At 70.3% G+C, this 25020-nt stretch carries 26 protein-coding genes and 2 tRNA genes; 21 read left to right on the top strand and 7 right to left on the bottom strand.

Annotated features, from left to right (window positions below):
- Nucleotides 1-51: 51 nt before the first annotated feature.
- Entirely contained in the window at nucleotides 52-1353 is a 1302-nt protein-coding gene (locus FYC51_RS06460; RefSeq protein WP_148732791.1) for a DUF445 domain-containing protein, read from the bottom strand.
- Nucleotides 1354-1432: 79 nt separating this feature from the next.
- On the opposite strand from FYC51_RS06460, the gene pheA reads away from it, so the two are divergent.
- The 3 genes from pheA (at nucleotide 1433) to FYC51_RS06445 (ending at nucleotide 3377) form a co-directional block, all read left to right on the top strand.
- Entirely contained in the window at nucleotides 1433-2386 is a 954-nt protein-coding gene (gene pheA / locus FYC51_RS06455; protein WP_148732790.1) for a prephenate dehydratase, read from the top strand.
- A gap of 101 nt (nucleotides 2387-2487) precedes the next feature.
- A complete protein-coding gene (locus tag FYC51_RS06450; RefSeq protein ID WP_148732789.1) occupies nucleotides 2488-3069 on the top strand; it encodes a hypothetical protein in 582 nt (193 codons plus the stop codon).
- Nucleotides 3066-3377 (top strand): hypothetical protein, encoded by a 312-nt coding sequence (locus tag FYC51_RS06445; protein ID WP_148732788.1) that lies wholly within the window; start codon nucleotides 3066-3068, stop codon nucleotides 3375-3377. The genes FYC51_RS06450 and FYC51_RS06445 overlap by 4 nt, the downstream gene beginning before the upstream one ends.
- A 56-nt stretch (nucleotides 3378-3433) precedes the next feature.
- On the opposite strand, the gene FYC51_RS06440 is transcribed toward FYC51_RS06445, so the two are convergent.
- Nucleotides 3434-4453, bottom strand: a complete 1020-nt coding sequence (locus FYC51_RS06440) for a diacylglycerol/lipid kinase family protein (protein ID WP_238476242.1) — start codon at nucleotides 4451-4453, stop codon at nucleotides 3434-3436.
- Between the two features lie 121 nt (nucleotides 4454-4574).
- Here FYC51_RS06440 and serS point away from each other — a divergent pair, with 121 nt between their 5' ends.
- The 6 genes from serS (at nucleotide 4575) to FYC51_RS06410 (ending at nucleotide 9946) form a co-directional block, all read left to right on the top strand.
- Nucleotides 4575-5843 carry a serine--tRNA ligase gene (serS, locus tag FYC51_RS06435; protein WP_148732787.1) on the top strand — a complete coding sequence of 423 codons (1269 nt, stop codon included), beginning with the start codon at nucleotides 4575-4577 and terminating at the stop codon, nucleotides 5841-5843.
- A gap of 2 nt (nucleotides 5844-5845) precedes the next feature.
- Nucleotides 5846-6670 carry an HAD family hydrolase gene (locus tag FYC51_RS06430; RefSeq protein ID WP_148732786.1) on the top strand — a complete coding sequence of 275 codons (825 nt, stop codon included), beginning with the start codon at nucleotides 5846-5848 and terminating at the stop codon, nucleotides 6668-6670.
- Nucleotides 6671-6789: 119 nt separating this feature from the next.
- Complete coding sequence (locus FYC51_RS06425) at nucleotides 6790-8010, top strand: LCP family protein (RefSeq protein ID WP_187432518.1); 1221 nt, start codon at nucleotides 6790-6792, stop codon at nucleotides 8008-8010.
- A 186-nt stretch (nucleotides 8011-8196) separates the two neighbouring features.
- Nucleotides 8197-8281, top strand: a tRNA-Ser gene (locus FYC51_RS06420).
- Between the two features lie 37 nt (nucleotides 8282-8318).
- A complete protein-coding gene (locus FYC51_RS06415) occupies nucleotides 8319-9623 on the top strand; it encodes an LCP family protein (RefSeq protein WP_238476241.1) in 1305 nt (434 codons plus the stop codon).
- 234 nt (nucleotides 9624-9857) lie between these two features.
- Nucleotides 9858-9946: transfer RNA gene (locus FYC51_RS06410), tRNA-Ser, on the top strand.
- Nucleotides 9947-9968: 22 nt separating this feature from the next.
- Here FYC51_RS06410 and FYC51_RS06405 read toward each other — a convergent pair.
- Nucleotides 9969-10565, bottom strand: a complete 597-nt coding sequence (locus FYC51_RS06405) for a hypothetical protein (RefSeq protein ID WP_148732783.1) — start codon at nucleotides 10563-10565, stop codon at nucleotides 9969-9971.
- Between the two features lie 342 nt (nucleotides 10566-10907).
- On the opposite strand from FYC51_RS06405, the gene FYC51_RS06400 reads away from it, so the two are divergent.
- From FYC51_RS06400 to FYC51_RS06365, 8 genes are all read left to right on the top strand, one after another.
- Nucleotides 10908-11597: a hypothetical protein gene (locus FYC51_RS06400; RefSeq protein WP_148732782.1), complete on the top strand. Its 690-nt coding sequence runs from the start codon at nucleotides 10908-10910 to the stop codon at nucleotides 11595-11597.
- Between the two features lie 425 nt (nucleotides 11598-12022).
- On the top strand, nucleotides 12023-12379 hold the full coding sequence (locus FYC51_RS06395; RefSeq protein WP_238476240.1) for a DUF2750 domain-containing protein: 357 nt from the start codon (nucleotides 12023-12025) through the stop codon (nucleotides 12377-12379).
- Between the two features lie 172 nt (nucleotides 12380-12551).
- A complete protein-coding gene (locus FYC51_RS06390) occupies nucleotides 12552-13391 on the top strand; it encodes a helix-turn-helix domain-containing protein (protein WP_222863208.1) in 840 nt (279 codons plus the stop codon).
- 63 nt (nucleotides 13392-13454) lie between these two features.
- Entirely contained in the window at nucleotides 13455-14045 is a 591-nt protein-coding gene (locus FYC51_RS06385) for a dihydrofolate reductase family protein (protein WP_148732779.1), read from the top strand.
- Nucleotides 14046-14094: 49 nt separating this feature from the next.
- Nucleotides 14095-14430: a hypothetical protein gene (locus FYC51_RS06380; RefSeq protein WP_148732778.1), complete on the top strand. Its 336-nt coding sequence runs from the start codon at nucleotides 14095-14097 to the stop codon at nucleotides 14428-14430.
- A 53-nt stretch (nucleotides 14431-14483) separates the two neighbouring features.
- Nucleotides 14484-15122: a DUF1345 domain-containing protein gene (locus tag FYC51_RS06375; RefSeq protein WP_148732777.1), complete on the top strand. Its 639-nt coding sequence runs from the start codon at nucleotides 14484-14486 to the stop codon at nucleotides 15120-15122.
- A gap of 162 nt (nucleotides 15123-15284) precedes the next feature.
- Nucleotides 15285-16223, top strand: a complete 939-nt coding sequence (locus tag FYC51_RS06370) for an SDR family oxidoreductase (protein ID WP_148732776.1) — start codon at nucleotides 15285-15287, stop codon at nucleotides 16221-16223.
- 57 nt (nucleotides 16224-16280) lie between these two features.
- Nucleotides 16281-17126, top strand: coding sequence for a helix-turn-helix transcriptional regulator (locus FYC51_RS06365; protein ID WP_148732775.1), 846 nt, complete (start codon nucleotides 16281-16283; stop codon nucleotides 17124-17126).
- A 10-nt stretch (nucleotides 17127-17136) separates the two neighbouring features.
- Here FYC51_RS06365 and FYC51_RS06360 read toward each other — a convergent pair whose 3' ends face one another.
- Complete coding sequence (locus FYC51_RS06360) at nucleotides 17137-17598, bottom strand: methyltransferase family protein (RefSeq protein ID WP_148732774.1); 462 nt, start codon at nucleotides 17596-17598, stop codon at nucleotides 17137-17139.
- Between the two features lie 238 nt (nucleotides 17599-17836).
- Here FYC51_RS06360 and FYC51_RS06355 point away from each other — a divergent pair, with 238 nt between their 5' ends.
- Nucleotides 17837-18943 (top strand): ThuA domain-containing protein, encoded by a 1107-nt coding sequence (locus tag FYC51_RS06355; protein WP_148732773.1) that lies wholly within the window; start codon nucleotides 17837-17839, stop codon nucleotides 18941-18943.
- Nucleotides 18944-19035: 92 nt separating this feature from the next.
- Here FYC51_RS06355 and FYC51_RS06350 read toward each other — a convergent pair whose 3' ends face one another.
- Nucleotides 19036-19374 (bottom strand): branched-chain amino acid transporter permease, encoded by a 339-nt coding sequence (locus FYC51_RS06350; protein WP_148732772.1) that lies wholly within the window; start codon nucleotides 19372-19374, stop codon nucleotides 19036-19038.
- Nucleotides 19367-20176, bottom strand: coding sequence for an AzlC family ABC transporter permease (locus FYC51_RS06345; protein WP_274379479.1), 810 nt, complete (start codon nucleotides 20174-20176; stop codon nucleotides 19367-19369). The genes FYC51_RS06350 and FYC51_RS06345 overlap by 8 nt, the downstream gene beginning before the upstream one ends.
- Nucleotides 20177-20256: 80 nt before the next feature.
- Between FYC51_RS06345 and FYC51_RS06340 the strand changes: the two genes are divergently transcribed.
- On the top strand, nucleotides 20257-20715 hold the full coding sequence (locus tag FYC51_RS06340; protein WP_148732771.1) for an Lrp/AsnC family transcriptional regulator: 459 nt from the start codon (nucleotides 20257-20259) through the stop codon (nucleotides 20713-20715).
- On the opposite strand, the gene FYC51_RS06335 is transcribed toward FYC51_RS06340, so the two are convergent.
- Nucleotides 20712-21443, bottom strand: a complete 732-nt coding sequence (locus FYC51_RS06335; protein ID WP_238476239.1) for a TetR/AcrR family transcriptional regulator — start codon at nucleotides 21441-21443, stop codon at nucleotides 20712-20714. The genes FYC51_RS06340 and FYC51_RS06335 overlap by 4 nt on opposite strands.
- 191 nt (nucleotides 21444-21634) lie before the next feature.
- Here FYC51_RS06335 and FYC51_RS06330 point away from each other — a divergent pair, with 191 nt between their 5' ends.
- Together FYC51_RS06330 and FYC51_RS06325 are read left to right on the top strand one after the other, a co-directional pair.
- Nucleotides 21635-23290: an amidohydrolase gene (locus FYC51_RS06330; RefSeq protein WP_148732769.1), complete on the top strand. Its 1656-nt coding sequence runs from the start codon at nucleotides 21635-21637 to the stop codon at nucleotides 23288-23290.
- 15 nt (nucleotides 23291-23305) lie between these two features.
- Nucleotides 23306-24958, top strand: a complete 1653-nt coding sequence (locus FYC51_RS06325) for an ABC transporter substrate-binding protein (RefSeq protein WP_148732768.1) — start codon at nucleotides 23306-23308, stop codon at nucleotides 24956-24958.
- Nucleotides 24959-25020: the final 62 nt, after the last annotated feature.

Genomic DNA, 25020 nt, shown 5'->3' with positions numbered 1-25020 from the left:
GGCTCGCACGGTTCTCCGGACCGTTCCCCGACCAGGGCGCCCGTTCGCGCCTCAGACCAGCGACTGCACCCCCGTCGCGATCGCGTAGATCGTGACCCCGGCGAGCGCGCCCACGACCGTGCCGTTGATGCGGATGTACTGCAGGTCACGGCCGACCTGCAGCTCCAGCTTCTCGGTGGTCTCGCGCGGATCCCACCGCTCGACCGTCTCGGTGATCACGCCGGCGATCTCGTGACGGTAGTTGCGCACGACGTAGGCCGCGGCATCCGCCACCCACTCGTCGACCTTGGCGGCGAGCTCCTCGTCGGTCGCGAGGCGCGCGCCCACCTCGATGACGGCCGCGCGGAAGCCCTTGCGCAGCTCGCTGTCGGGATCGGCCAGGGCCTGGTCGAGCGTCGCCTTCACGCTCGCCCACGCCTCGCCCGCGAACTCGCGCACGCGCGGGCTGTCGAGCAGGTCGGCCTTGAGCCGCTCGACCCGGTCGATCATGGCGGGGTCGTGCTGCAGGTCGTCGGTGAGCTCGGCCAGCCAGCGGTCGATGGCGCCGCGAAGCGGATGCCGCGGGTCGGCCCGCACCGTGCGCACGAACGCCAGCACCTCCCGATGCGCCCGGTCGTCGACGAGACGGTCGACGAAGCCCGGCATCCACTTCGGCAGCCGGTCGGACACCATGGAGCCGAACGCCTCGGGGTGCGAGAAGAGCCACGCCTCGGCCTTCTCGAGCACGGCGTCGATCGCCGCGCGCTGCTGGTCGGCGGCGACGAGCCGGGCGCCGAGCCGCCCCATCGCCGGCCCCCACTCGGGTTCGAACAGGTGCTTCCGGGCGAGCTGCTCGATGACGTCCTCGACGTCGTCGTCGCCGAGGAGCGTGAGCACGCCACGGGCCGCGACCGACGCCTCGGAGGTGAGGAGATCGGCGTTCTCGGGCACGCCGAGCCACTCGCCGAGCCGCCGCGCGATCCCGACCGAGCGCAGCTTGCCGACGACGACCTCCTCCGACAGGAACTCCTGCTCGACGAACGCGCCGAGCGTCGCGCCGATCTCGTCCTTGCGCGTCGGGATGATCGCCGTGTGCGGGATCTTCAGCCCGAGCGGATACCGGAAGAGCGCGGTCACCGCGAACCAGTCCGCGATCGCGCCGACCATGGCGCCCTCGGCGGCCGCGCGCACGAAGCCGAGCCACGGCACCTCGTCCTGCAGCGCGAACGACACCGCGAACACGACCGCGGCCACGAGCAGGAGGCTCGTCGCCACCCGCTTCATGCGCCTGAGCGCCGCGAGCCGCTCGGCATCCGTGGGCAGCGCCCGTGGGGTGGGCGCCGGCGCGGCCTCGCGTTCCCCGATGGTCGTCATGCGCGACCTCCTCGCCTCGGATGTCCGTCGGTTTCGACCGTAGCGCGTGCCCCCGAGGCCGCTGGATAGGCTTGCGTCCATGACGGACGCCGCCCACACGCCCCCTGAGGAGACCTACTCCTACCTCGGGCCGGCCGGCACGTTCACCGAGGCCGCGCTGAAGCAGGTGCCCGATGCCGCGGGCAAGCACTGGCGCTCGGTCAACAACGTGGGGGAGGCGCTCGCCGACGTCACGAGCGGGCGGTCGGTCGCGGCGATGATCGCGATCGAGAACTCCGTCGAGGGCGGCGTCTCCGCCACCCAGGATGCGCTGGCGACCGTCCCGGGCCTGCGCATCATCGGCGAGTACCTCGTGCCCGTGAACTTCGTGCTCGTGGCCCGGCCGGGCACCGCGCTCGGCGACGTCCGCATCGTGAACGCCCACCCCGTGGCCTACGCGCAGTCCCGCGGCTGGCTCGAGCGCGAGCTGCCCGACCACGGGCACATCCCGGCGACGAGCAACGTGCAGGCCGCGGCATCCCTGTTCGAGGGCAGCCAGGCGGATGCCGCGGTGGCCCCGCCCGGCATCACCGAGCACCTCGACCTCGAGGTGCTCGCCCGCGACATCGGCGACAACCCGAACGCGGTCACCAGGTTCGTGCTCGTCTCGCGCTCGCGAATCCTCGCGGAGCCGACGGGGGCCGACAAGACGAGCCTCATCGTCGAGCTGCCCGACGACGAGCCCGGCTCACTGCTCGCGATGCTCGAGCAGTTCTCGACCCGCGGCGTGAACCTCTCGCTGCTCGAGTCGCGTCCGATCGGCGACGCCCTCGGCCGCTACCGGTTCGTCGTCGACCTCGACGGCCACATCGCCGACGAGCGCGTCGCCGACGCCCTGCTCGGCCTGCGCCGCACGAGCCCGAACGTCATCTTCCTCGGCTCCTATCCGCGCGCCGATCGCCGTGAGGTGTCGTACCACTCGAGGTACGACGACGAGATCTTCATCGAGGCGCGCGACTGGCTGCGCGGGCTGCTCAGCGGCGAGCCCGACTGACGCGCCGCTGACCCCACGTTCGCGTGCCACTCGACCGGCCGACCGGCCGCGGCGGCCCCGTTGCGCGGTACTGTGGCGATGATCGCCTTCGGAGGGAGCGCATGACCGAGACGCGGCCGCAGCAGGGGATCGATCCGCGGTTCGACCCCAGGTTCCAGCGCGGCTACGAGGGCGACGCCGACGCGTCGGTCGCGCCGCCCCTCGATGCGGAGCCCGAAGCGGATGCCGCGGCGCCCGTCGTGGAGCGGTCGACGCCGGGCGGCTCCCCGGCACCCGCCGCCGCGTGGACCCCGGCCCCCGCCGCGTCCGTCTCGCCCGATCGCGCTCGCACGCCGGCGCCGGCGCCGGCGCCGGCGGAGTCCGCGTCGCCCGCGGATCCCGAGGACGACGTCCTCTTCCCGCCCGAGTTCGCGGAGGCCGACGACGGGCCGTCGCCCGCCGAGCCGTGGTTCCTCGCCGCATGGGGCGTCGCCGTCATCGCGATCGTCGTGGGCGGCGCGTTCTGGTGGGCGGGCCTGATGGCCGACAACCCGTTCTCGGGCGTGAACCAGTCCGACCGCTGGCTCCAGTACGTCGGCTGGGTCGTGGCGCCGTCGCTCATCCAGGGCGGCCTGCTCGGGCTCGTCGCGATGTTCGTCTGGACGGGCATCCGCTGGGCCCGTCGTCACTCGGGGTCCTCGTGATCGCGCGGCTCCTGCGGAACCCCGCGGCGATCGCGCTGGCGGTCATCGTCCTCGCCGCGGCCGCGCTCACCATCTGGGCGATCGGCGTCGTGGTGGAGGATACCGGGGAGATCTTCCTCAACCCCGACCCGAGCGACGCGGCGATCGCGCAGTACCGCATCATCCAGATCGCCAACGCGATCCCGCAGCCGGCGACGCTCGTGGGCGTGGTGGCGCTGCTGGGCTTCATCATCGTGGGCGCCGTGACGAACCGCGTGATCGAGGCCGAGCACGACCGGCGCCGGGCGTCCGGGTCCGACGACCGCTAGCGTGACCTCGACCCGCCGCGCCGATCCGTGGGGCGGAGCCGTCCGCCGCGGGCTCGTCAGTCCTCGACGCGCACGATGAGGGCGGCGGGGTCCACGCGGAAGCGCGCGGCGACCACGGTGCCGAATTCGTCGCCGTCGATCTCGAACTCCTCGGCATCCGCCTCGATCTCGATGTCGACCGACCGCCCGCGCGAGTAGACGATCTCGCGACGGCGGCTGCCGCCGGTGAGGTCGAGGAACTGCCGCCCGAGCGCGCTCCTGCGCAGCACGCGGTTCTCCCAGGTGACGCGCCGCCACACGAGCAGCCACCCCATGAGGTTGCGCGGCTGCAGCACCACGACGTCGAGCTTGCCGTCGTCGAGCTCCGCATCGGGGATGAGCTCGATGTTGCCCGGAAGGTAGCCGAGGTTCGCCACGAGGATGCTCGACACCCGCGAGCGGTGCAGGCGACCGGCATCCGTGCGGTGCACGACCCGGAACGGCTTCGAGGCCGGGATGGCCCGCAGGCCCGCGTCGACGTAGGCCAGCCAGCCGACCCGCTTCTTGAGGTCGGGGTTGGTGTTCGAGATCATGGCCGCGTCGATGCCGATGCCCGACATCACGAGGGAGGCATGCGTCTCGTTCGTGCCGTCGGCGCGGGTGATGTCGGCCACGAGCACGTCGATGGCACGGTCGACGCCGGCGAAGGCGAGCACCACCGCGTCGTCGTGGTCGTTGACGGGGACGCCGAGGTTTCGGGCGAAGAGGTTGCCCGTGCCGAGCGGCACCAGCCCGAGCGGCACGCCGGTGCCGCGCACGGCGGCTGCCACCGAGCGCACGGTGCCGTCGCCGCCCGCCGCGATCACGAGATCGACGCCCGCCGCGATCGCCTCGCGGGCCATGCCCTTGCCCGGGTCGTCGATGGTCGTCTCGAGCCACAGCGACGGCGCGTAGTGCTGCCGCTCCTCGGCCGATTTCACGGCCGCGCGCAGCAGGTCGATCCCGCTCTTCGTCGGGTTGAAGATCACGGCCGCGCGCAGCTGCCCGCCGGCCCCGTCGACGCCGGCGGCCGCCACGTGATGCGCATCCCCGGTCACGCTGCAACCGTATCGCTTCGAGCCGAGCGGATGCCCCACGCCCTCATCGGCCGTCCAGCCCAGTTCAGGGGTGCCGCCCGGGGCCCGGAGCCGTCGGTGGCCCGGGGCTAGACTGGCTCGCGTGATCGACCCCGTGCTGCTCCGCGAGAACCCCGAGCTGATCAAGCGATCGCAGGAGTCGCGCGGCGAGTCATCCGCCTTCGTCGACGACGCGCTCGTCGCCGATTCCGCGCGCCGCACGGCCATCTCCGAGTTCGAGACCCTCCGAGCCGAGCAGAACGCCTTCGGCAAGCAGGTCGCGAAGGCGCCCAAGGAGGAGAAGGCCGCGCTCGTCGCCCAGGCCCAGGAGCTCGCCGCGAAGGTGAAGGACGCGAACCAGCGCGCCAGCGAGGCCGAGTCCGCGTTCACGTCGGCGATGCAGCGCATCGGCAACGTCGTCATCGACGGCGTCCCGGCCGGCGGCGAAGACGACTTCATCGTCCTGCGCGAGGTCGGCGAGATCCCCGCGTTCGACTTCGAGCCCCGCGACCACGTCGAGATCGGCGAGCTCCTCGACGCGATCGACATGTCGCGCGGCGCGAAGGTCTCGGGTGCGCGCTTCCACTTCCTGAAGGGCGTCGGCGCACGGCTCGAGCTGGCCCTCATGAACATGGGCCTCGACCGGGCCATCGCCAACGGGTTCACCCCGCTCATCACGCCCACGCTCGTGCGTCCCGAGATCATGCAGGGCACCGGCTTCCTCGGCGCGCACGCCGAGGAGGTCTACCACCTGCCCGCCGACGACCTCTACCTCGTCGGCACGAGCGAGGTCGCGCTCGCCGGATACCACTCTGACGAGATCATCGACCTCTCCGACGGCCCGCTCCGCTACGCGGGCTGGTCGACCTGCTATCGCCGCGAGGCCGGCAGCCACGGCAAGGACACCCGCGGCATCATCCGCGTGCACCAGTTCGACAAGCTCGAGATGTTCAGCTACGTCGACCCGGCCGACGCCGAGGCCGAGCACGAGCGGCTGCTCGGCTGGCAGGAGGACATGCTCCAGTCGCTCGGCCTCACCTATCGCGTCATCGACGTGGCGGCCGGCGACCTCGGTTCGAGCGCCGCGCGCAAGTTCGACGTCGAGGCCTGGGTGCCCACGCAGCAGGCCTACCGCGAGCTCACGTCGACCTCCAACTGCACGACGTTCCAGGCCCGCCGCCTCGACATCCGCCACCGCACCGAGAGCGGGAAGACGGCGCCGGTCGCGACGCTCAACGGCACGCTCGCCACGACGCGCTGGATCGTCGCCATCCTCGAGACGCACCAGCAGGCCGACGGCTCGGTGGTGGTGCCCGAGGCGCTGCGAGGGTACCTCGGCGGCCTCGAGGTGCTGGAGCCCAAGCGCGCATGAGCATGCCGGCCCCCCGACCCGCAGAAGCCGCGGAGCCGTGGCTCGTCGCGCTCGACGTCGACGGCACGATCCTGCACGAAGACGAGTCGATCGACGAGCGGGTCGCCGACGCGATCCTCGCCGCGCGTGAGCGCGGCCACGAGGTGACGCTCGCCACCGGGCGGTCATGGGCGACGACGCTGCCCGTGCTCGAGCGCCTCGGCCTCAGCCCCGAGTTCGTGGTGTGCGCGAACGGCGCCATCACGATGCGGCGCGACGACGCGGCATCCGGCGGCTACTCGCGTGCGCACGTCGAGACGTTCGACCCCACCGCGGTGCTCGCCCGCATCCGCTCGTTCCTCCCGAGCGGGCGGTTCATGGTCGAGCTGCCCGACGGCTACCGCCTCTACACGCAGGGCATGACCGACTGGAATCTCGAGAACGCCCACGAGGTGTCCTTCGACGAGCTGCTCGACCAGCGCGCCACGCGCGTCGTCGTGGTGTCGCCCGACCACGAGCTCGAGGAGTTCCTGCGCATCGTCGAGGAGATGGGCCTGCACCAGGTGAGCTACGCGATCGGCTGGACCGCGTGGCTCGACATCGCCCCCGACGGCGTGAGCAAGGCGACCGCGCTCGAGCGCGTGCGCGGCTGGCTCGACCTTCCGCTCGACCGCGTGATCGCCGTCGGCGACGGCCGCAACGACATCGAGATGTTCTCGTGGGCCGGCGCCTCCGGTCGCGCGGTGGCCATGGGCCAGGCGCCCGCCGAGGTGCGCGCGGCCGCCGGCGAGACCGCCGAGGACGTGGACCACGCCGGCCTCGCGGCGGTGCTCGACTCGCTTCCCTGACCCGCATCCCGCCCGTTCGGGGTCTCGCCGGTTATCATCAGCGAGTCGGGAGGGGCGCGATGAGCGGTCGGTCTGCACCGGAGGGGCCCGTCGAGCCTGCCGTCCCGAGACACGGCCGGATGCCCCGGCACGGCGCCTGGCAGACCTACGGCAAGATCGCGGCGGCCGTCGTCGCCGTGCTCGCCGTCAGCGCGACCGCCGTCGTGGGCTACGCCGCGGTGGACCTCCTCGCGACCGCCGCAGTGAAGCCGCCCGTGAAGCTCGAGAGCGAGACGATCCTCGAGAACGTACCCGACATCGGGGCGATGGAGGGCGGGCTGAACTTCCTGCTCGTCGGCAGCGACAAGCGGCCCGAGGACGGCGCCTTCGGCGATCCCGAGGAGGAGTCGGCCGTGCTCAACGACGTGACGATGCTCCTGCACATCTCGCAGGACCACAGCCACGTCGAGGTCGTCAGCTTCCCGCGCGACCTGCTGATCGACGTGCCCGAGTGCATCGACCCGAACGACCCCGAGGGCGAACGGCTGCCCGAGCTCTACGGGGCGAAGATGAACGAGGTGCTCTCGTGGGGCGGCTTCGGGTGCGTCGCCGCCACGATCGAGCAGCTCACGGGCGTGCAGATCCCGGTCGGCGGCATCGTCGAGTTCTACGGCGTCGCGGCGCTCTCGACCGCGATCGGCGGCGTCGACGTCTGCGTCGTCGACCGGATCGACGACGACTACACCGGCCTGCACCTCGACCCGGGTACGCATTCCCTGCAGGGCATGGACGCGCTCGCGTTCCTCCGCACGCGCCACGGCGTCGGCGACGGCAGCGACCTCGGCCGCATCTCGAACCAGCAGACCTTCCTCGCGTCGCTCATGCGCACCATGCAGGGTTCGGGAACGCTCGGCGACCCGGTGAAGCTCTACTCGATCGCGAAGGCCGTGCTCTCGAACATGACGCTGTCGACCGCGTTGCAGAACCCGGCGCAGCTCATGTCGATCGCGCGGACGCTGCAGGACATCGACCTCTCGAAGATCGCGTTCGTGCAGTACCCGACCGTCTACACCGAGGGGTTCTCCGCGGTCGTGCCCGCCGAGTCGGCGCAGGTGCTGAACGCCGCACTCGTCGCCGACCACCCGGTCGCCCTCGACCCCAACGCGACGACCGACGCCGATTTCGGCACCGTGACCGACCCGAACGCCCCCGCGCAGCCCGAGGCGCCCGCCCCCGAGGCGCCGGCGACGGATGCCCCGGCCACGGCCGCGCCGACGACGCCCCCGGCCGACGCGCTGCCGCCCGACGTGACCGGGCAGACCGCCGCCGACGTGCGCTGCTCGAGCGCGAACTCCGGCTGACGACGACGTGCGGCATCCGCTGCGCGTCGCGCCGTCGTGCGGGAACGTGCGGCTCGCGGCATCCGTCGGAGCACCCGAATCAGCGCCTTCTCAGGCTGGGATGAAAGGCTCGTGCGAATGCGCTTCGGCTAGAATCGGGGCCTGCCTGTGCGACGCGGCCCCTCATGGGGCTTCGGCGCGCCGGTTGGAGGGCTGTCCGAGCGGCCGATGGAGCTGGTCTTGAAAACCAGTGGGCAGCAATGCCTCGTGGGTTCGAATCCCACGCCCTCCGCGCGCACGACCACGGATCACGACAGGAGAGGCATCGGGTGAATCAGGACCTGCGTCACAGTTCACGTCGCGCTGCGAAGACCTCGTCGGTCGCACGTCACGGACGGCTCAAGGCCCACAGCGCGTGGAAGACGGTGGCGAAGGTCGCGGCATCCGTCGTCGCGGTCACCCTGATCTCCGGTTCCGCCGTCGCCGCGTACGCGGCCTGGGACCTCGCCAGCACCGTGAAGCCCACGGTCACCCTCGAGAGCGAGAAGGTGCTCGAGGGCGTGCCCGACGTGGGCGCGATGGAGGGCGGCGTCAACCTGCTGCTCATCGGCAGCGACAGCCGCGCCGGCCAGGGCGACGGCTTCGGCGATCCCGATGAGGAGACCGCGGTCCTCAACGACGTGACGATCCTGATGCACATCTCGCAGGACCACACCAACGCGTCGGTCGTCAGCTTCCCCCGCGACATGCTCGTCGACGTCCCCGCCTGCCAGGACCCGAACGACCCGTCGAGCACGCTCGACGAGCTCTACGGCGTGAAGATCAACTCCGTGCTCTCGCACGGCGGCATGAACTGCGTCGTCGAGACCGTGCAGTCGCTCACCGGCGTGACGATCCCGTTCGCGGGCATCGTGCAGTTCATGGGCGTGGCCGGCCTCTCCGAGGCCGTCGGCGGCGTCGACGTCTGCGTCGCCGAGCCGATCGAGGACGAGTACACCGGCACCTTCCTCGACGCGGGCAACCACACCCTGAGCGGCGTCGCCGCGCTGCAGTTCCTCCGCACACGCCACGGCGTCGGTGACGGCAGCGACCTCGGCCGCATCTCGAACCAGCAGGTCTTCATGTCGTCGCTCGCCCGCAAGCTGCAGGCCGACGGCACCCTGAGCGACCCGGTGAAGCTGTACTCGATCGCCAAGGCGGCGCTCGCCAACATGCAGCTCTCGTCGAGCCTCGCCGACCCGACCCGCATGATCTCGATCGCCAAGGCGCTGAAGGACACCGACCTCGGCTCGATCGCGTTCATCCAGTACCCGACCGCATACTCCGAGGGCTACAGCGCCGTCGTGCCGACCGACTCCGCCGAGATGGTCAACCTGGCGCTCCAGGAGGACCGACCGGTGACGTTCAACTACGACAACGAGTCGTCGTCGTTCGCGTCGGCCGGCGACCCCAACGCCGCCCCGCCCGCCGAGGTCCCGGCCGAAGAGGTGCCCGCCGAGGAGGCTCCTGCCGAGGGGGTCCCCGCCGACCCGGCCGCGCCGGCGCCGACGGTCGAGGCGCTGCCCTCGGACGTCTCGGGCCAGACCGCGGCCGAGACCCGTTGCTCGGCGGGCCGCTCGCTCGACGACCAGTAGCGGATCGCCCTGCGCCGTCCGCTCGGCGATGCCCGGTCCGGGCCTCCGGCCTCGCGGGCTCTCCGGATCTCGCAGGCTCCTCGCCGAGGTGACGCGAAACGCCCTTCCCATGCTTCGGGAAGGGCGTATCGCGTCACTTCGCCGGATGCCGGTGCGGGGGCCGGCGCTCGAATCGTCGTTCGCGGCATCCGCGGGTTATGATGGCTGTCGCGTGTGCGCGCAAGTGCATCGCGAGGAGACGTCGCATAGTCCGGTCGAGTGCACCACCCTGCTAAGGTGGAGTCCCCGTAAGGGGACCGCGGGTTCAAATCCCGCCGTCTCCGCTCAGTCGGGTTGAGTTACTTCTCAGCACGCGAACTTCGAGCTCGGTTCTCTATTGGCGGTCGGGGCTGGATCTACACGACTGAACTCGCCGTAGTACTTCGGCGAATCCGGGTCGCCTGCGATGAACTGCAGATACAACGAACCACCCGGGCTCTCGACCGTCTGCCACTGCAGATTGAGCGTCTGGCCGTTCGCGCAGGTGAGCACGACTTCCTCGAACGGGGATGGCCTCCATGTGCCCTCGCCGGACAAAGACGCCGGAAGGTCGGGGGCGTCATCCATCCAGTCAATGCTCCACGCGGCCACCGACGGTACCCCATCCACCGACGCAGACCCATCCGTCCTGAGCACGATCGTGGCTGTTCCGCTACGAGATTCGCCGGTCCAGGTCCCGGCCAGTTCTTCCGGGGAAACCGATGCCGGCGTCCGCCAGCTCGTCATGACCCATGCGGACACCCCAAGGGCAACGAGCAGACCAGCACCGACCGAGATCCCGACGGTCTTGATCACTGCCGTGGCACCGTGCCGGCGTGCTCGCCCGATCGTCCAGAAGATCAGGAATATCAGCGTCCCCACCACCACGATGAAGTACAGCAGGAGCAGCGGGGCAAGTGGCACTCACGAAGAGTACAGCCCAGTAGCAACACCACCCATCGCACCCGCTCCGAGTGATCCACGTCGCTCTGAACAGCCTCGCTTGCTTCGTCCCCTCCCTGAATGAGTGTTCCGAATGGCTGGATCTATGGACGAAGGCGTCCACCGTCGCGTTGCGCTATAGGCTCGCGAGGTGAAGATCGAACGACCTCGGCCCGTCGAGCTTGAGTCGGTCTTCGTGACCGTGTGGTCCACGGGCGGCATTTACGATCTTGGAGGCCATTCCGTCACCATCGGGCGTGTCAATGGTGACGGATTCTGCAGGCCTGGTGGACGGTGTTGACGGCCGAGCGACTGAGGTTCCTCGTGCTCGGCAGCGGTGACCGGCCGGAGCCATCTTCGCGCTTCGAGGTTGATTCGAACGAGCTGTTCGCCCGTACGCGCAGAAACTGGTACCTCGTCGCGTGTCTCTTCTGGATCGCGTTCTTCCTGCTCGCGGGTGCGGTCTTCTCTTGGTTCGCTGGTTCTGACGGCAATGTGGTCGTCTGGCTTGGCATCCCGGGTCCTGGTCTCCTGATGGTGGCAGTGGGGATTGGTGGCGCCGTTGTTCTCTCGGTCGTTCCCAACCTCAATCGACGCGCTGCGATGGTCGCCAACCGCAGCGATGTGGACCTCTACGGCCTCGGGCCGAGCCCGTTCACGCGCACGTTCGTGGGCGTCGCGGACGGCTGCATCCTCGTCATCGATCGGCGGGGAGAACTCCTTGAGAGTTGGCGGAAGGAGTCTCTTGACGCGGTCGCGCTTCGACAGTTCGGAAGCGCCGTCAGTATGGTGCTCTTCAGCAATGACCGCTGCTTCGAGCTCTCCATCCCATCGAAGCTGGGCGGCCCCGCAGCGCCGGTGTGGTCAGCGGGAGGCGCGCTCGGACAGTCCGAGCTCTGCAAGACGATTGGGCAAAGCCTCCGTCGTCACGGCTACCCGTTCACGATTGCCGGGCGTCCAACACGAGCCGACGATCCGCGGCACCGAGGAGGCGGTGGTTCGCGGACGTCGTAGTGCATCCACGCGTGGACACCGATTGGACACAACCGTAGCCAACGGTGACCGTTCGAACGTGATCTATTCGCCGCATTTCTGCGCCTGCCAGCTGTTCGTCGACGCACTTCCTCGTCGGAGAACGTGCGTGGGAGGCGGAGCAGACGATCGTCGACTTCCAGCAGTGGCTGGATCGGAGTCCCAGTCGGTCGAGTTCATGAACGAACTGGTGACGGTGGAGGAGATCGCTGCGATCATGAGGGCGGTCCCTCAGTGGACGCATCTTGCCCGTCATGAATGCGTATCGCTGAGGTGGGCGGCAAACCAGCCAAGGGCCTCGTCACGGTCGGCGGGTATCGGATCGGCTATCGCGCCATTACGGGGGACTCTTCTGGCGTGGCGTGCTGTTGGGCTGCGGTCGGTATCAGCGACGATGTCATGTGTCCGTGAGCGCAGCCCAAGCCGACGCCTTCTACCGAGAGGTACTCACGTCACGAACGGTGTGGACCGTTCGTGACGCAGACGGCTTCCCGGCACCGATGACTCCAACGGGCCAACGAGCGCAACCGTTCTGGTCGAAACAATCACGTGCCCAGCGAATCGTCGACGCTGTCCCGGCCTACGCGGAGATGGAAATCGTCGAAATCCCTCTCGTGGATTGGCGGGAACGCTGGCTTCCCGGCCTCGAGCGCGATGGCCTTCTCGTCGGAATCAACTGGAGCGGCCGCAATGCGACTGGATACGACCGCTCACCGGCAGACGTCCTTCGCATCCTCGACACCCGCGATTCGATGGGTGGCTGAGCGTCCAATTTGCTCTGGTACAGACGCTGGTTCTGCAACGGCAGAAGGAGCGGAACGGGCTTTCGGATGGTGACACCGGCCCGCTTGGGACGGTCCAGAGCGAGGTGATCTCGATCCTGGAACTGGTCATCGGGATCCCTCGAATCTGCACGCACAGCGCGATGATGTCAGCGTGGAGTATGTGTCCAGGGTGCCCGGTCCGCCGCTGGACGGGCTGATCGACGACCTCTACTACCTGGAGGGCGTCCCACCCTACTCACGGTTGCTCCTGCCGGCGGCGCCCGCGCCCTTGCTCATTGTCAACCTCGCGGCGCCGTTCCGCATCCGCGCAGGCACCGACGCAGAAGCCGTGGAGCACCCCGACGGCTGCGCGGTCGCCACGCCCACCCGTGCGTGGGAGTTCGGCTACCCGACCCCGACCCGGTCCGTGGGCGTCCACTTCAAGCCGTGGGGACTGGCACCGTTCCTTCCGATGCCCGCGGCCGAGTTGTGCGACCGGCCGGCGACGGTGGAGCAGATCTGGGGCCGGCCCGCTGTCGCTGAGCTGCGACACCGACTGAACTCTGCGGACACGCCGCTCGGAATGCTGATGTTGCTCGAGGAGGAACTGGGGCGGCGGCGGCGCGCGATCAATGGCCTGGACATCGTCCGCCACATGAGCAGTGCCATCGCGGAGACCGGCGGAACTGTGCCGGTCAGCGACCTCGGCCTGGCAGCCCGCGCCAGCAGCACGTACGTGGCGAAGCGGTTCAAGGAGGTCATCGGCGTCACGCCGAAGCGTCTGGCGCGCAGCTACCGATTCACCTTCACCGTGTTGGCGATCGACGTGGCCGCACCGATCGACTGGGGCGACGTCGCAGCCCGCGCGGGCTACTTCGACCAGGCCCACTTCGTCCATGAGTTCCGGGAGTTCACCGGGCTCACGCCGACCCGGTATGTCGAAGTCCGGCAACGCTTCCTGCGCGAACATCCCGACCACGCGCTGGAAGGCTGGCCGCTGCCAGCCGATTGAATTCTTACAAGAGCGACCACTCACGACACACCAGACTTGGGAATCCGGACAGAGGAGAAGCCCATGGGGAAAGTGGTCATGAATGCGTCGGTCTCGGTGGATGGCTTCATCGCGGCTGAGAACGACGATCCCGGTCCACTGTTCGAATGGTTGGTCAGCGGTGACGTGCCGTTGGACGACAGCGGCGTACTGAACGTGTCGCAAGCGTCCTACGACCACATCCGGCCGTACTGGGACCAGATCGTCGTGACGATCGCCGGCCGCCACGTCTTCGACATCACGGACGGCTGGGACGGGACGCCTCCGAGCGGCGTCGACCACGTCGTCGTCGTGACGCACCGGCCGGCCCCCGAGGGCTGGGATCTCGACGCGCCGTTCCACTTCGTCGACGGGATCGAGGCGGCTGTGACCACGGCGAAGGAGCTTGCGGGTGACGGCATCGTCGAGGTCGCCGCCGGCGACGTCGGTGGCCAGGCACTTGCCGCAGGTCTGGTCGACGAGGTGCGCATGGACGTCGCACCCGTCGTGCTCGGGTCCGGCAAGCGCTACTTCGGCTCCGTCGACTCTCAGCATTTGCTGGAAGACCCGGACGTGGTCGTCCAGGGCAACCGGGTGCTCCACCTGCGCTATCGGGTGCGCCGTCGACCGGTCTGAGAGCGTCCGGGATTTCGGCCATGACACACGTGGCGAACATCATGGAGGGATGGAATCGACCGGGAGCACGCCCTACGGAGCGATCGTGTCGGAGCCGGGCGGTGCCCGGATCATGGGCCGGGGGATGCCGGAGATCCTGATCCCATGGGATGAGCTCGTCGACGTCTCGGTGTCGGCGTACGACGCCGGTCAGGACGTCGAGCGCGTGCTGTCGTTCGGCCACGCATCCGGACACGTCGTCGAGGTCTGGCATCGAGCGGACGGTTGGGAACGCGCGATCTCGGACCTCGGCACCTACATGTCCCTCGTCGTGGACGACCCCGTGGCCCGCTGCCGCACCATCACGCCCGACGACGAACCGGTGATCCTCGCACGAGCTCGGTGACTCGAGCCGCGTCGGCAGTGACGCGGCATCCGGGATCGTGGAAGCATTGGGCCGTGAGTCGCTCATCGCCGCCACCGACCCTCGTCCGCGCGATCGTCGCGATCATCGCCGGCGCCGTCGCCGCTGCGGCGACCGCTCCCTTCCTGGGGTACGTGGCCGGGTTCCTCGTCGGATGGTCGGTGCTCGCCTTGACCAGCGTGGTGTGGGTGGTCGTCATGGTCTGGCCGATGGATGCGTCGCGGACCCGCGAGCACGCCAGGAGGGAGGACCCGGGGCGGCGCCTCGCGCGACTCATCGCCCTCGTGGGGTCGCTCGTCGGGCTCGGCGCGGTCGCCGTCGTGCTGCTGCAGACGCAGAACAGGTCGGAGGCCGAGGCGTTCCTGCTCGCCGGGATCGCTGTCGTGAGCGTCGTCTCGTCGTGGGCGTTGGTGCAGGTGGACTACATGCTGCGGATCGCCGCCCGGTACTACGCCGATCCGGTCGGCGGGATCGACTTCAACCAGGACGAGGATCCGCAGTACACGGACTTCGTCTACTTCGCCGTCGGGCTCGGCATGACCTACCAGGTCGCGGACACGAACGTGCGGACCAACGAGATACGACGGATCGTGATCGCACAGACCCTGCTGGCCTACCTGTTCGGGTCAGTGATCCTCGCCAGCATCATCAACCTCGTCGCGGGCATCGTGTGAGCCGTCCCCCCGGCTGAGGATGCGCCTCGAACTGCGGGGCGTCCGCAGGGAGGGATCGGCGGTCCTCGGGTGAGCGCGCCCTGAACCACGGGAGCGATACCTCCGAGCATGGGAAGCACGCGGTTCACGCGTCTCGACTCGACAGGCCCGAGGAGGCTCCCCATGCCGAAGAACATCGACATTCCGGTTCCCGACCAGCGCGGACGGCTGGCGATCGTCACGGGCGCCACCGATGGCATCGGGCTGCAGATCGCGGCGCGGCTCGCCCGTGCCGGTGCCGACGTCGTCATGCCGTCGCGGAATGCGGCCAAGGGGCGGGACGCGGCCGAGCGCATCCGGGCGCAGGTTCCGGGCGCACGTCTCGACGTCCGCCCGATGGACCTCGCGTCGCTCGCCTCGGTCGCGTCGTTCGCCGACGGGCTGCTCGACGATGGCCGTCCCGTCGGGATCCTCATCAACAACGCCGGCGTCATGAACCCGCCGTCGCGGCAGCTGACCGAGGACGGCTTCGAGCTCCAGTTCGCGACCAACCACCTCGGGCATGTCGCCCTGACCGCTCGCCTGCTGCCGCTCCTGCAGGCCGGGAGTGCGCACGTGACGAGTCAGGTGAGCGTCGCCGCCGACCAGCACGCGGTCAACTGGGGCGACCTGGACTGGGCGACCGGGTACGAGCCGATGCGGGCGTACAGCTCGTCGAAGATCGCGCTCGGCCTGTTCGCCATGGAGCTCGACCGTCGCAGCTCGGACGAGGGCTGGGGCATCCGGAGCAACCTGTCGCACCCCGGCGTGACGCCGACGAACCTCCTCGCCGCGCAGCCGCGGATGGGGCGCCAGGAGGACACCACCGCGGTGCGATTCATCCGGGCGCTCTCCCGTCGTGGCATCCTCTTCGGCACCCCCGAGACGGCTGCGCTGACGGCGGTCCACGCGGCGACGAGCACGGATGCCGCGGGCGGCCGCCTGTACGGACCGAGCGGGTTCCAGCACCTGCGCGGCGTCCCGGCAGAGCAGCGGCTCTACTCGCGGCTCGAGAGCCCGGCGGATGCCCGCCGCATCTGGGAGCTGTCGGAGCGTCTCGTCGGCGTGGACCTGGTCGTCTGACGGGAGGGGGATCGCCGATCCCTTGCTCCACCTCCGAGGAGCACGAAGACTTGCCGTATGGACCGGGCACAACTGGCCGACTTCCTCCGCCGCCGACGTGAGGCGTTGCAGCCGGAGGACGTCGGGCTGAGCCGTGGGCCTCGCCGACGCACCGCGGGCCTGCGCCGCGAGGAGGTCGCCGCGCTCTGCGACATGTCGGTCGACTACTACAGCCGACTCGAGCAGCAGCGGGGGCCGCAGCCGTCCGAGCAGATGGTCGCGGCGATCGCACGCGGCCTCCGCCTGACCCTCGACGAACGCGACCACCTGTTCCGACTCGCCGGCCACACCGCGCCCGCACGCGTGCAGCGCACCGACCACGTCTCGCCGGGGATGCTCCGCATCCTCGACCGGCTCGCCGACACGCCGGCCCAGGTCATGACCGAGCTCGGCGAGACGCTGGCGCAGACTCCCGTGGCCCGGGCGCTGTTCGGCGACGAGACCCGGTTCGAGGGCGAGCTGCGCAGCGTCGGATACCGGTGGTTCATGTACCCGCCGGCCCGCGACGTCTACCCCGTCGAAGACCACCCGATGCACTCCCGCGCGTTCACCGCGGACATCCGCGCGGTCTACGCCAAGCACGGCCCCGGATCGAGGGCGGCTCGGATGGTCGACGCCCTGCTCGCCGGCAGCCCTGAGTTCGCGGCGCTCTGGGAGGCCCACGAGGTGCGCAACACGCACATGCTCGAGAAGCGCCTGCAGCATCCCGAGGTGGGTGTCCTCGACCTCGCGTGCCAGGTGCTCGTGGATCCCGATCAGGGACAGACGCTGCTCGTCCTCACCGCCCAGCCCGGCACCGACAGCTACGACCGCCTGCGCCTGCTCGCGGTCATCGGGACCCAGCGCATCGCGGTGACGGAGTGAACGGCGGTCGCTAGAGCCAGCGACGCACCCGCGATCGGTAGTCGTCGTACTCGGCGCCGAACTTCGCGCTGAGGTAGCGCTCCTCGGGCGCGATGGCGCCCCACCACAGCGCCGCGACCCCGACCGGCGTCAGCACGAGCGCCCAGAACGACGGCCACAGCAGTGCCAGGGCGACGTCGAGCGCGATGAGGCCCACGTAGAGCGGGTTGCGGCTCACCGCGAACGGGCCCTGGTCGAGGATCGTGGTCGTCGAGTCGCCCGGCAGGAGCGCCGTCCGATGCCGGGCCATGAGCCAGATCGCCCACCCGTTCCAGATCGCGAAGGCCACGATGAGCACGACCGCGATCGAACGGGAGAGCGTGGCCGGAAGCGGGATGGGATCGCCTGCGATCGCCGTGATGCCCCACCCGATGAGCAGCGGCACGCCGAGCGCGATGGGCGGCCAGATCCGGTAGGCGGGCGCGTCGGCCATGCCCGCAGTGTAGTCCCGCGTCGGCGAGCATGGCCGAGCCGAGCAGGGCGTCGCCGGGCCGGGGAATCATTCCTGCCTTTCGAGGATGCTCGGCGAAAGCCGACGGGAAAGCGGTTGACATCCGTCACCGCGCGGCAATAGGGTGTGCCTGTAAATATGTCGTCTGAGGCAACATATTCACCGCGCACGCCGGTGCAGGCGGCTTCCGCACGGTCCACTCGAAGGGGAGAAACGACTGATGAAGCAACACGTCCAACGGGCGATCACCGGGCTCTGCGCCGTCGGGGTCACGCTCGGCCTCGGCATCGCCGCGGCGCCCGCGAACGCCGCTGACGAGGAGTACCAGGTGCTCGTCGTGGGGGAGACCCTCGGCTTCCGCCACTCGCACATCGACGACACCACCAACGCGATCATCGCGCTCGGCGAGGAGCACGGGTTCGGCGTCGACGTCTGGGATCCGCCGCAGGGCAGCTCGCCCGGCCAGCCGGCCCTCACGCTCCCGAGCTCGCCGTTCACGACGGCCGCCGACCTGTCGAAGTACGCGACCATCATCTTCGCCTCGCCCGTCGACGCGACGAACAACCTCGACCCGAACCGGCCCCGCCTGCTCAACGACACCGAGCTCGCGGCGTTCCAGGGCTACATCCGCGGGGGCGGCGGCTACGTCGGACTCCACGCGGCGACCGACTCGATGCACACCGTGCCCTGGTACAGCGAGCTGACCGGCGGCAGCGCGCGCTTCCGCAACCACCCCGCCCAGCAGACGGCGACGATGCGCGTCGAGAGCCCGGGGCATCCGTCGACCACCATGCTGCCCGCCGCGTGGCAGCGCTTCGACGAGTGGTACAACTTCACGGCGAACCCGCGCGAGTCGGTGCACGTGCTCATCACGCTCGACGAGTCGACGTACAACCCGGGCAGCGGCGCGATGGGCGCCGACCACCCGCTCGCCTGGTGCCAGAACTTCGAGGGCGGCCGCTCCTGGTACGAGGGCGCAGGGCACACGGATGCCTCGTGGAGCGACCCGCTCTTCCTCGAGCACGTGCTCGGCGGCATCGAGTGGACCGCAGGCAAGGTCACCGGCGGAGGTGACTGCGTGACGTTCAACGAGGTCGACGGCATCGTGACCGACCTCGCGGGCGACTCGAAGAAGAACGAGCAGCTGGCCGGCGACGTCACCGCGTACCTCGACACCGCCGAGGCCGCCGCCGACGCGGGCGACCACTCGGGTGCGCTCCTCGTGCTCCAGCAGGCGTGGGCGAAGGCGCACGGCATCCAGGACGACGTGCTCGTCGCGAAGATCGCCGATCTCATCGAATGGCAGGAGGCCCTCGCGGCCGCCTAGTCGCGAACAGGCCCGGAGGGCCCTCGGCGCATCGCCGGGGGCTCTCCGTCATGCCGCGGCATCCGCTCAGGACCTCATGCCGCGGCATCCGCTCAGGACAGGTTGACCAGCGCGACGAACGTCGCCGTGCCGAGCCCGACGCTGAGGAGCGTGCGGCGCCCGAACGCCAGGTGCACGACGACGGTCACGGCGACGGCGATCGCGCCCTCGAGCAGGACGCCGTGCCCGTCGCCGTTCCCGGCGAGGATCGTGCCACGCAACGTCGAGGCGGCGAGGATCGCGAGGATCCCGGCCGGCATCCAGACCGAGAGCGTGCGCACGAGTTCGGACTCGCGCAGCGGTTTGAGCGCGGCGAACGGCAGGGCGCGCAGGGCGAGCGTGATGGCGAAGACCGTCGCGAGCACGGCCACGAGGTACCAGGTCTCAGGCACGGGTCCTCCGGATGCCGGCACGGGAGCGGGCGGCGGAACGGGAGCCCGAGCCGAGGCGAGCGCCGGCGCGCACGCGCATCCGCTGCACCGTGTACCGCACGAGCAGCGCCCCCAGGAAGAAGAGCAAGGCGACGAACAGCGCCGACTCGGGCGTGAGGAGCACGGCTGCCGTGAAGGAGAGGCCCGCGAGCACGAGCGAGGGCACCTGCTCGCGCTTCCGGCAGGCGTCGAGCGTGAGCGTCACGAACAGCGCGCAGAGGGCGAACTCGAGTCCCTCGATCGGCGCGGGCAGCATGGAGGCCACGAGCACGCCGACGAGGCCGCCGCCCACCCAGTAGCTCTGGAACGCGAGCTGCATCGAGAGGAGCCGCGGCGCGCTCCACCGGTCTGTCGACGCGGCCGTGACCGCGTACGCCTCGTCGATCAGCGCGTACACCGAGTAGGCGCGGGCGAACGGGTTGCGCACCACGCCGATCGGGAACGAGAACGCGTAGAACACGTGCCGGAAGTTGACGAGGAACGTGGTGAGCGCGATCGTGACGAGCGGCGCGGCGACCACGATCATGCCGACGAGGAGCAGCTCGAGCGAGCCGGCGAAGGCCGCGAGCGAGAGCGCCGGCGCCACCCACCAGGGGAGTCCGGCCTGCACGACGAGCAGGCCGAACGCGATGCCGAGCGGGAACATCCCGAGGCCGGCCGAGAGCGACGCCCGGATCCCGGCGGCGACCTCGGAGCGGGTCGAGGGCGTCGCAGCCGTCGCCTCGGGGGCGGTCGCGGGCACTCGGTGGGTCAGCTCGGTCACGACCCCAACGATTCCACGACAGTCGGGGCATCCGATTGCGAAGTGTGCCGAGCGAGGCGCCGAGCGAGCAATAATGAGGTATGGATGCGACGGACCGAGCAATCATCGACGTGCTGCGCCAGGACGGGCGCATCTCGAATGTCGCCCTCGCCGACCGGGTGAACCTCACGCCGGGGCCGTGCCTGCGACGGGTGCAGAAGCTCGAGGCCGACGGCGTCATCGTCGGCTACCGCGCGGAGGTCGATCCCGCGGCGGTCGGCCAGGGGTTCGAGATCCTCCTCGACGTGGAGCTCACGAACTTCGATCGCGGCAGCGTCGACCGGTTCGAGGGCACGATGGCGGGGTACGACGAGGTGCTCGAGCTGTACCGCATGTTCGGGGCGCCCGACTACTTCATCCGCGTGGCGGTGGCCGATCTCCCGGCCTACGAGGCGTTCCTCACCGATCGGGTGATGACGATCCCCGGGGTGCTCAAGGTCTCGTCGCGGTTCCCGATGAAGCGCATCAAGTCGTTGCGCGGGGCATCCGACGCGTCCTAGTCGACCGGGTCGGCTCCGCTCGCCGGCCGAGCGGATGCCGCGGCCGTGCGCTCGGCCGACTGGATGACCGCCTCGACGCCGAGCCGGAACAGGTCGCGGTCCTGCAGGTCGGCCAGCAGCGTGCTCACCGACGTGATGAGGGGATGGGTGCGCGGATCCGCGAGGAGCGGTCCGTCGATCCATGGGCTGTCCTCGGCGTCGACGCTGCCGCGTTCGCTGCGAGCACGGGCGATGCCGGCCGCGCTCGAGAGCGTGTGCGAGGCGAGCAGGGCGTAGTGGCGCACCAGGTCTTCGCCGTGGAGGCCGGCGCGTGAGAACGCGTCGAGCATGAGTTCGACGGCGTCGAGCTCGCCGGGCCCGTGGGTCGTGAGCACGGTCGCCTCGACGCCGATCGCCGGGTAGCGTGCGAAGAGGTCGAGCGTGACGTCGGAGAGCTGGCGGACGCGGGCACGCCAGTCCTCGGGATCCGCCGTGACCGACGCGACGCACCGGCCGATGAGCTCGTCGAGGAGCGCCTCCATGAGCTGCTCCTTGCTCCGGAAGTGGCGGTAGATCGCGGTGGGGTCGGCGCCGAGCCGCGCGCCCAGGTCGCGCACCGAGATGGAGGTCGTGCCGGGCACCGCGGCCAGCTCGAGGCCTGCGGCGATGATCGTGTCGCGATCGAGCCGGGCCCTGCTCGCCGAGCCGGCGCGCGACGCCTTCGCGCGCCCCTGGCTCGTCGTCGTCATGCTGCTCCTGCCCGTCGGTCGGTCCTTCATGGTGCCACGCCCGCGACCCCCGTGTCAGCACACGTGCGGGCGTGGCAGGGTCCCAGTGTAACGAATCGGCCAACAGCGCTGTCAACGATGTTGACATCGGCGTTGCGACGTGGCTACGCTCGCCGGATCCCACCCGTTCGACGAGGAAGCGAGGGGCGCTGTTGCCTGCAGACGTACTGTTCACCGGCGGAGCCGTGTTCACCGGAACCGGGGAGCCCCTGCGCGGGCATGCCGTGGTCGTGACGGGTGACCGGATCACCGCCGTCGTGCCCGAGTCCGAGGCATCCGCCCTCATCGGCGAGGGCACTCGCGTCGTCGACCTCGGCGGCGCCCTGCTCAGCCCGGGCTTCCAGGACGCGCACGTGCACCCGTTGAGCGCGGGCGTCGAGCTGCTCATGTGCAACCTCACCGAGGCGACGGATGCCGCGGACGCCGTCGCCCTCGTGAAGGCCTACGCCGACGCGAACCCCGACGAGGCCTGGATCCAGGGCGGCGGCTGGTCGATGGACCACTTCCCGGGCGGAGCGCCGGTGCGCACGCTACTCGACGCGGTCGTGCCCGACCGCCCCGTCGTACTCATGAGCCGCGATCACCACTCGACGTGGGCGAACACCGCGGCGATCACCGCCGCCGGCGTCGACGCCACGACGCCGGATCCCGCCGACGGGCGCATCGAGCGCGAGGCCGACGGCACGCCCGCCGGCACGTTCCACGAGGGGGCGAGCGACCTGTTCGGCCACGTGCGCCCGGCGATCGGCGCCGACCTCGCCTACGCCGGACTGCTCCGCGCGCAGGACGAGCTCATCGCGCTCGGCATCACCGGATGGCAGGACGCGTGGATCGGCTCCGGCCTCGGCGGCGTGCAGGACGTGGCATCCGTCTACCGCCGTGCGCTGCTCGACGGCACGCTGCGCGCGCACGTCGTGGGCGCCCAGTGGTGGGAGCGCGCCGGCGGGCTGGAGCAGGTCGAGGAGATGGCGGCGCGGCGGGCCGAGTTCGCGGCCCTCGACGGCGGACGCTTCACGCTCGGCACCACGAAGATCATGGTCGACGGCGTCGCCGAGAACCAGACCGCGGCGATGCTCACCCCGTACCGCGACGTGCACGGACACGACACGACCAACAGCGGGCTCTCGTTCATCGACCCAGAGCGGCTGCGGGAGATCGTGACCCAGCTCGACCGGGCCGGCTTCCAGGTGCACTTCCATGCGCTCGGCGACCGGGCCGTGCGCGAGGCGCTCGACGCGGTCGAGGCGGCCCGCCTCGCCAACGGCCCCACCGACGGTCGCCACCACCTCGCGCACCTGCAGGTCGTGGAGGAGACCGAGACGGCCCGCTTCGCCGACCTCGACGCGGTCGCGAACATCCAGGCCCTCTGGGCCACCCACGAGGACCAGATCGACGAGCTCACGCTGCCGTTCCTGCAGGACGGCGCCGAGGCGCGCCAGTACCCGTTCGGCGACCTCGTGCGGAACGGGGCACGCCTCGCGGCCGGGAGCGACTGGCCCGTCTCGAGCGCCGACCCGATGGACGCGATCCACATCGCGGTCACGCGGGTCGCGCCCGGCAGCGACGACGAGCCGCTCGGCGGGGCCCACCAGCGCCTCGACCTCGCGACGGCGATGGCCGCCTACACCTCGGGCACCGCCTGGGTGAACCACCGCGACCACGACACCGGCCACGTGCGCGAGGGGTACCTCGCCAACCTCGTCGTGCTCGATCCCGACCCGTTCTCCCTCCCCGCCGACGAGATCCACCGATCCACCGTGGAGTCCACGTGGATCGAGGGCGAGCTCGTCTACTCCCGCACCACCTGACCCCTGAGGAGCATCATGACCACGCCACGCCTCCCCGCCCGGCGCCGGTTCCGCCGCACCACCGCGATCATCGCCGGCGGCCTCGGCGCCGCCCTCGCCCTCGCCGGCTGCACGCCAGAGCCCTCGCCCGACACCGACGTCGAGTGGGAGCTCACCGCGACGACCGACGCGCCGTCGGGCGACATCGACTCGTACTCGTGGGTGAGCTACGCCGAGCCGTTCTCGCTCGACTACGCCTACGCGTTCGACTACTCCGACAACCAGGTGCTCGCCAACGTCTGCGAGTCGCTGCTGCGGCTGAACCCCGACTACACCCTGTCGCCGGGTCTCGCCGAGTCGTTCGAGCACCCGACGCCGACGACGTGGGTCTACACGATCCGCGAGGGCGTCACCTTCCACGACGGCACGCCGCTCACGGCGGCCGACGTGGTCGCGTCGATGAGCCGCCACGTCGACCCCGCGGTGGGCTCCTCGTGGTACTCCGTGTACCAGAACGTGGTCTCGATCGAGCAGACCGGCGACCGCCAGGTCACGGTGACCGAGGCGCTGCCCGACTCGCAGTTCAACCTCGCCATGGGCGGCTCGGCCGGCGTGGTCGAGTCCGCCGCGACCCTCGAGGCTTCGGGCGCCGACTACGGCAACTCCAGCGGCGGCGTGAACTGCACCGGCCCGTTCTCGCTCGAGGAGTGGAGGTCGGGCGAGTCCATCACGCTGGCCCGCTACGACGAGTACTGGGACGACTCGCTGCGCGCGAAGGCGGGCGAGGTCGAGTTCATCTTCATGAACGACGCCACCGCCCGCGTCAACGCGCTGAAGTCGGGCGAGGTCGACGGCGGCTGGATGATCCCCTTCGACGCGATCGGCCAGCTCGAGGCATCCGGGGTCGGTGACATGCTTTTCGGCCTCAGCACCGCGGTCTCGAGCCTCATCGTCTCGAACCTCGACGGCCCGCTCGGCGACCTGCGCGTGCGCACGGCCCTGCTCATGGCCCTCGACCGCGAGGGCATCGTGGATGCCGCGGCGAAGGGCTACGGCGACGTGACGAACGCGCTCACGACCGAGTCGGTCTGGGTCGGCGCGAGCGACGCCGCGCTCGATTCGGCGTTCGAGGGCCTCGACGAGTACCCGTACGACCTCGAGGAGGCCAAGCGCCTCGTCGAGGAGGCCGGCGCGACCGGCGAGGAGATCACCTTCGCGACCGCGCCGATCGGCAGCGACTTCAACGTCATCGCCCAGGCGACGGCGGCCGCCGCCGAGTCGATCGGCCTGAAGGCCACGATCGAGACGGTGACGCCGAACGCCTACACGGCGCTCTTCTCCGACCCGAGCGCACGCGAGGGCATCGACCTCTTCTACACGGTCTGGTACCTCTCGAGCCCCGACCCGCTCGAGATGTACAGCGTGCTGCGCACGGGCGAGTTCAGCAACTACGGCGATTGGAGCGACCCCGAGTTCGACCAGGTCGTCAACGAGGCGATCGCCATCGACGACCCGGCTGCGCGCTCCGAGAAGACCGCAGAGGCGCAGCGCATCGCGAACGAGCAGCTGCCGTGGCTGCCGCTCTTCACCGGCCCCATGCCCGTGTTCATGGGCGAGCGGATCACGGGCGTCTCGCCGTCGATCGCGTTCCTCTACCACCCGTGGGCGGCCACCATTGGCGCTCGCTGACCAGGCCGGGCGCAGCGTCGCCCGATCCGGCGGGGCGTGGGCCGGTGCGGCCACGCTCCGCC

This window comes from Agromyces mariniharenae, assembly GCF_008122505.1.
Classification (GTDB): domain Bacteria; phylum Actinomycetota; class Actinomycetes; order Actinomycetales; family Microbacteriaceae; genus Agromyces; species Agromyces mariniharenae.
This window is presented reverse-complemented; position numbering and strand designations above follow the sequence as displayed.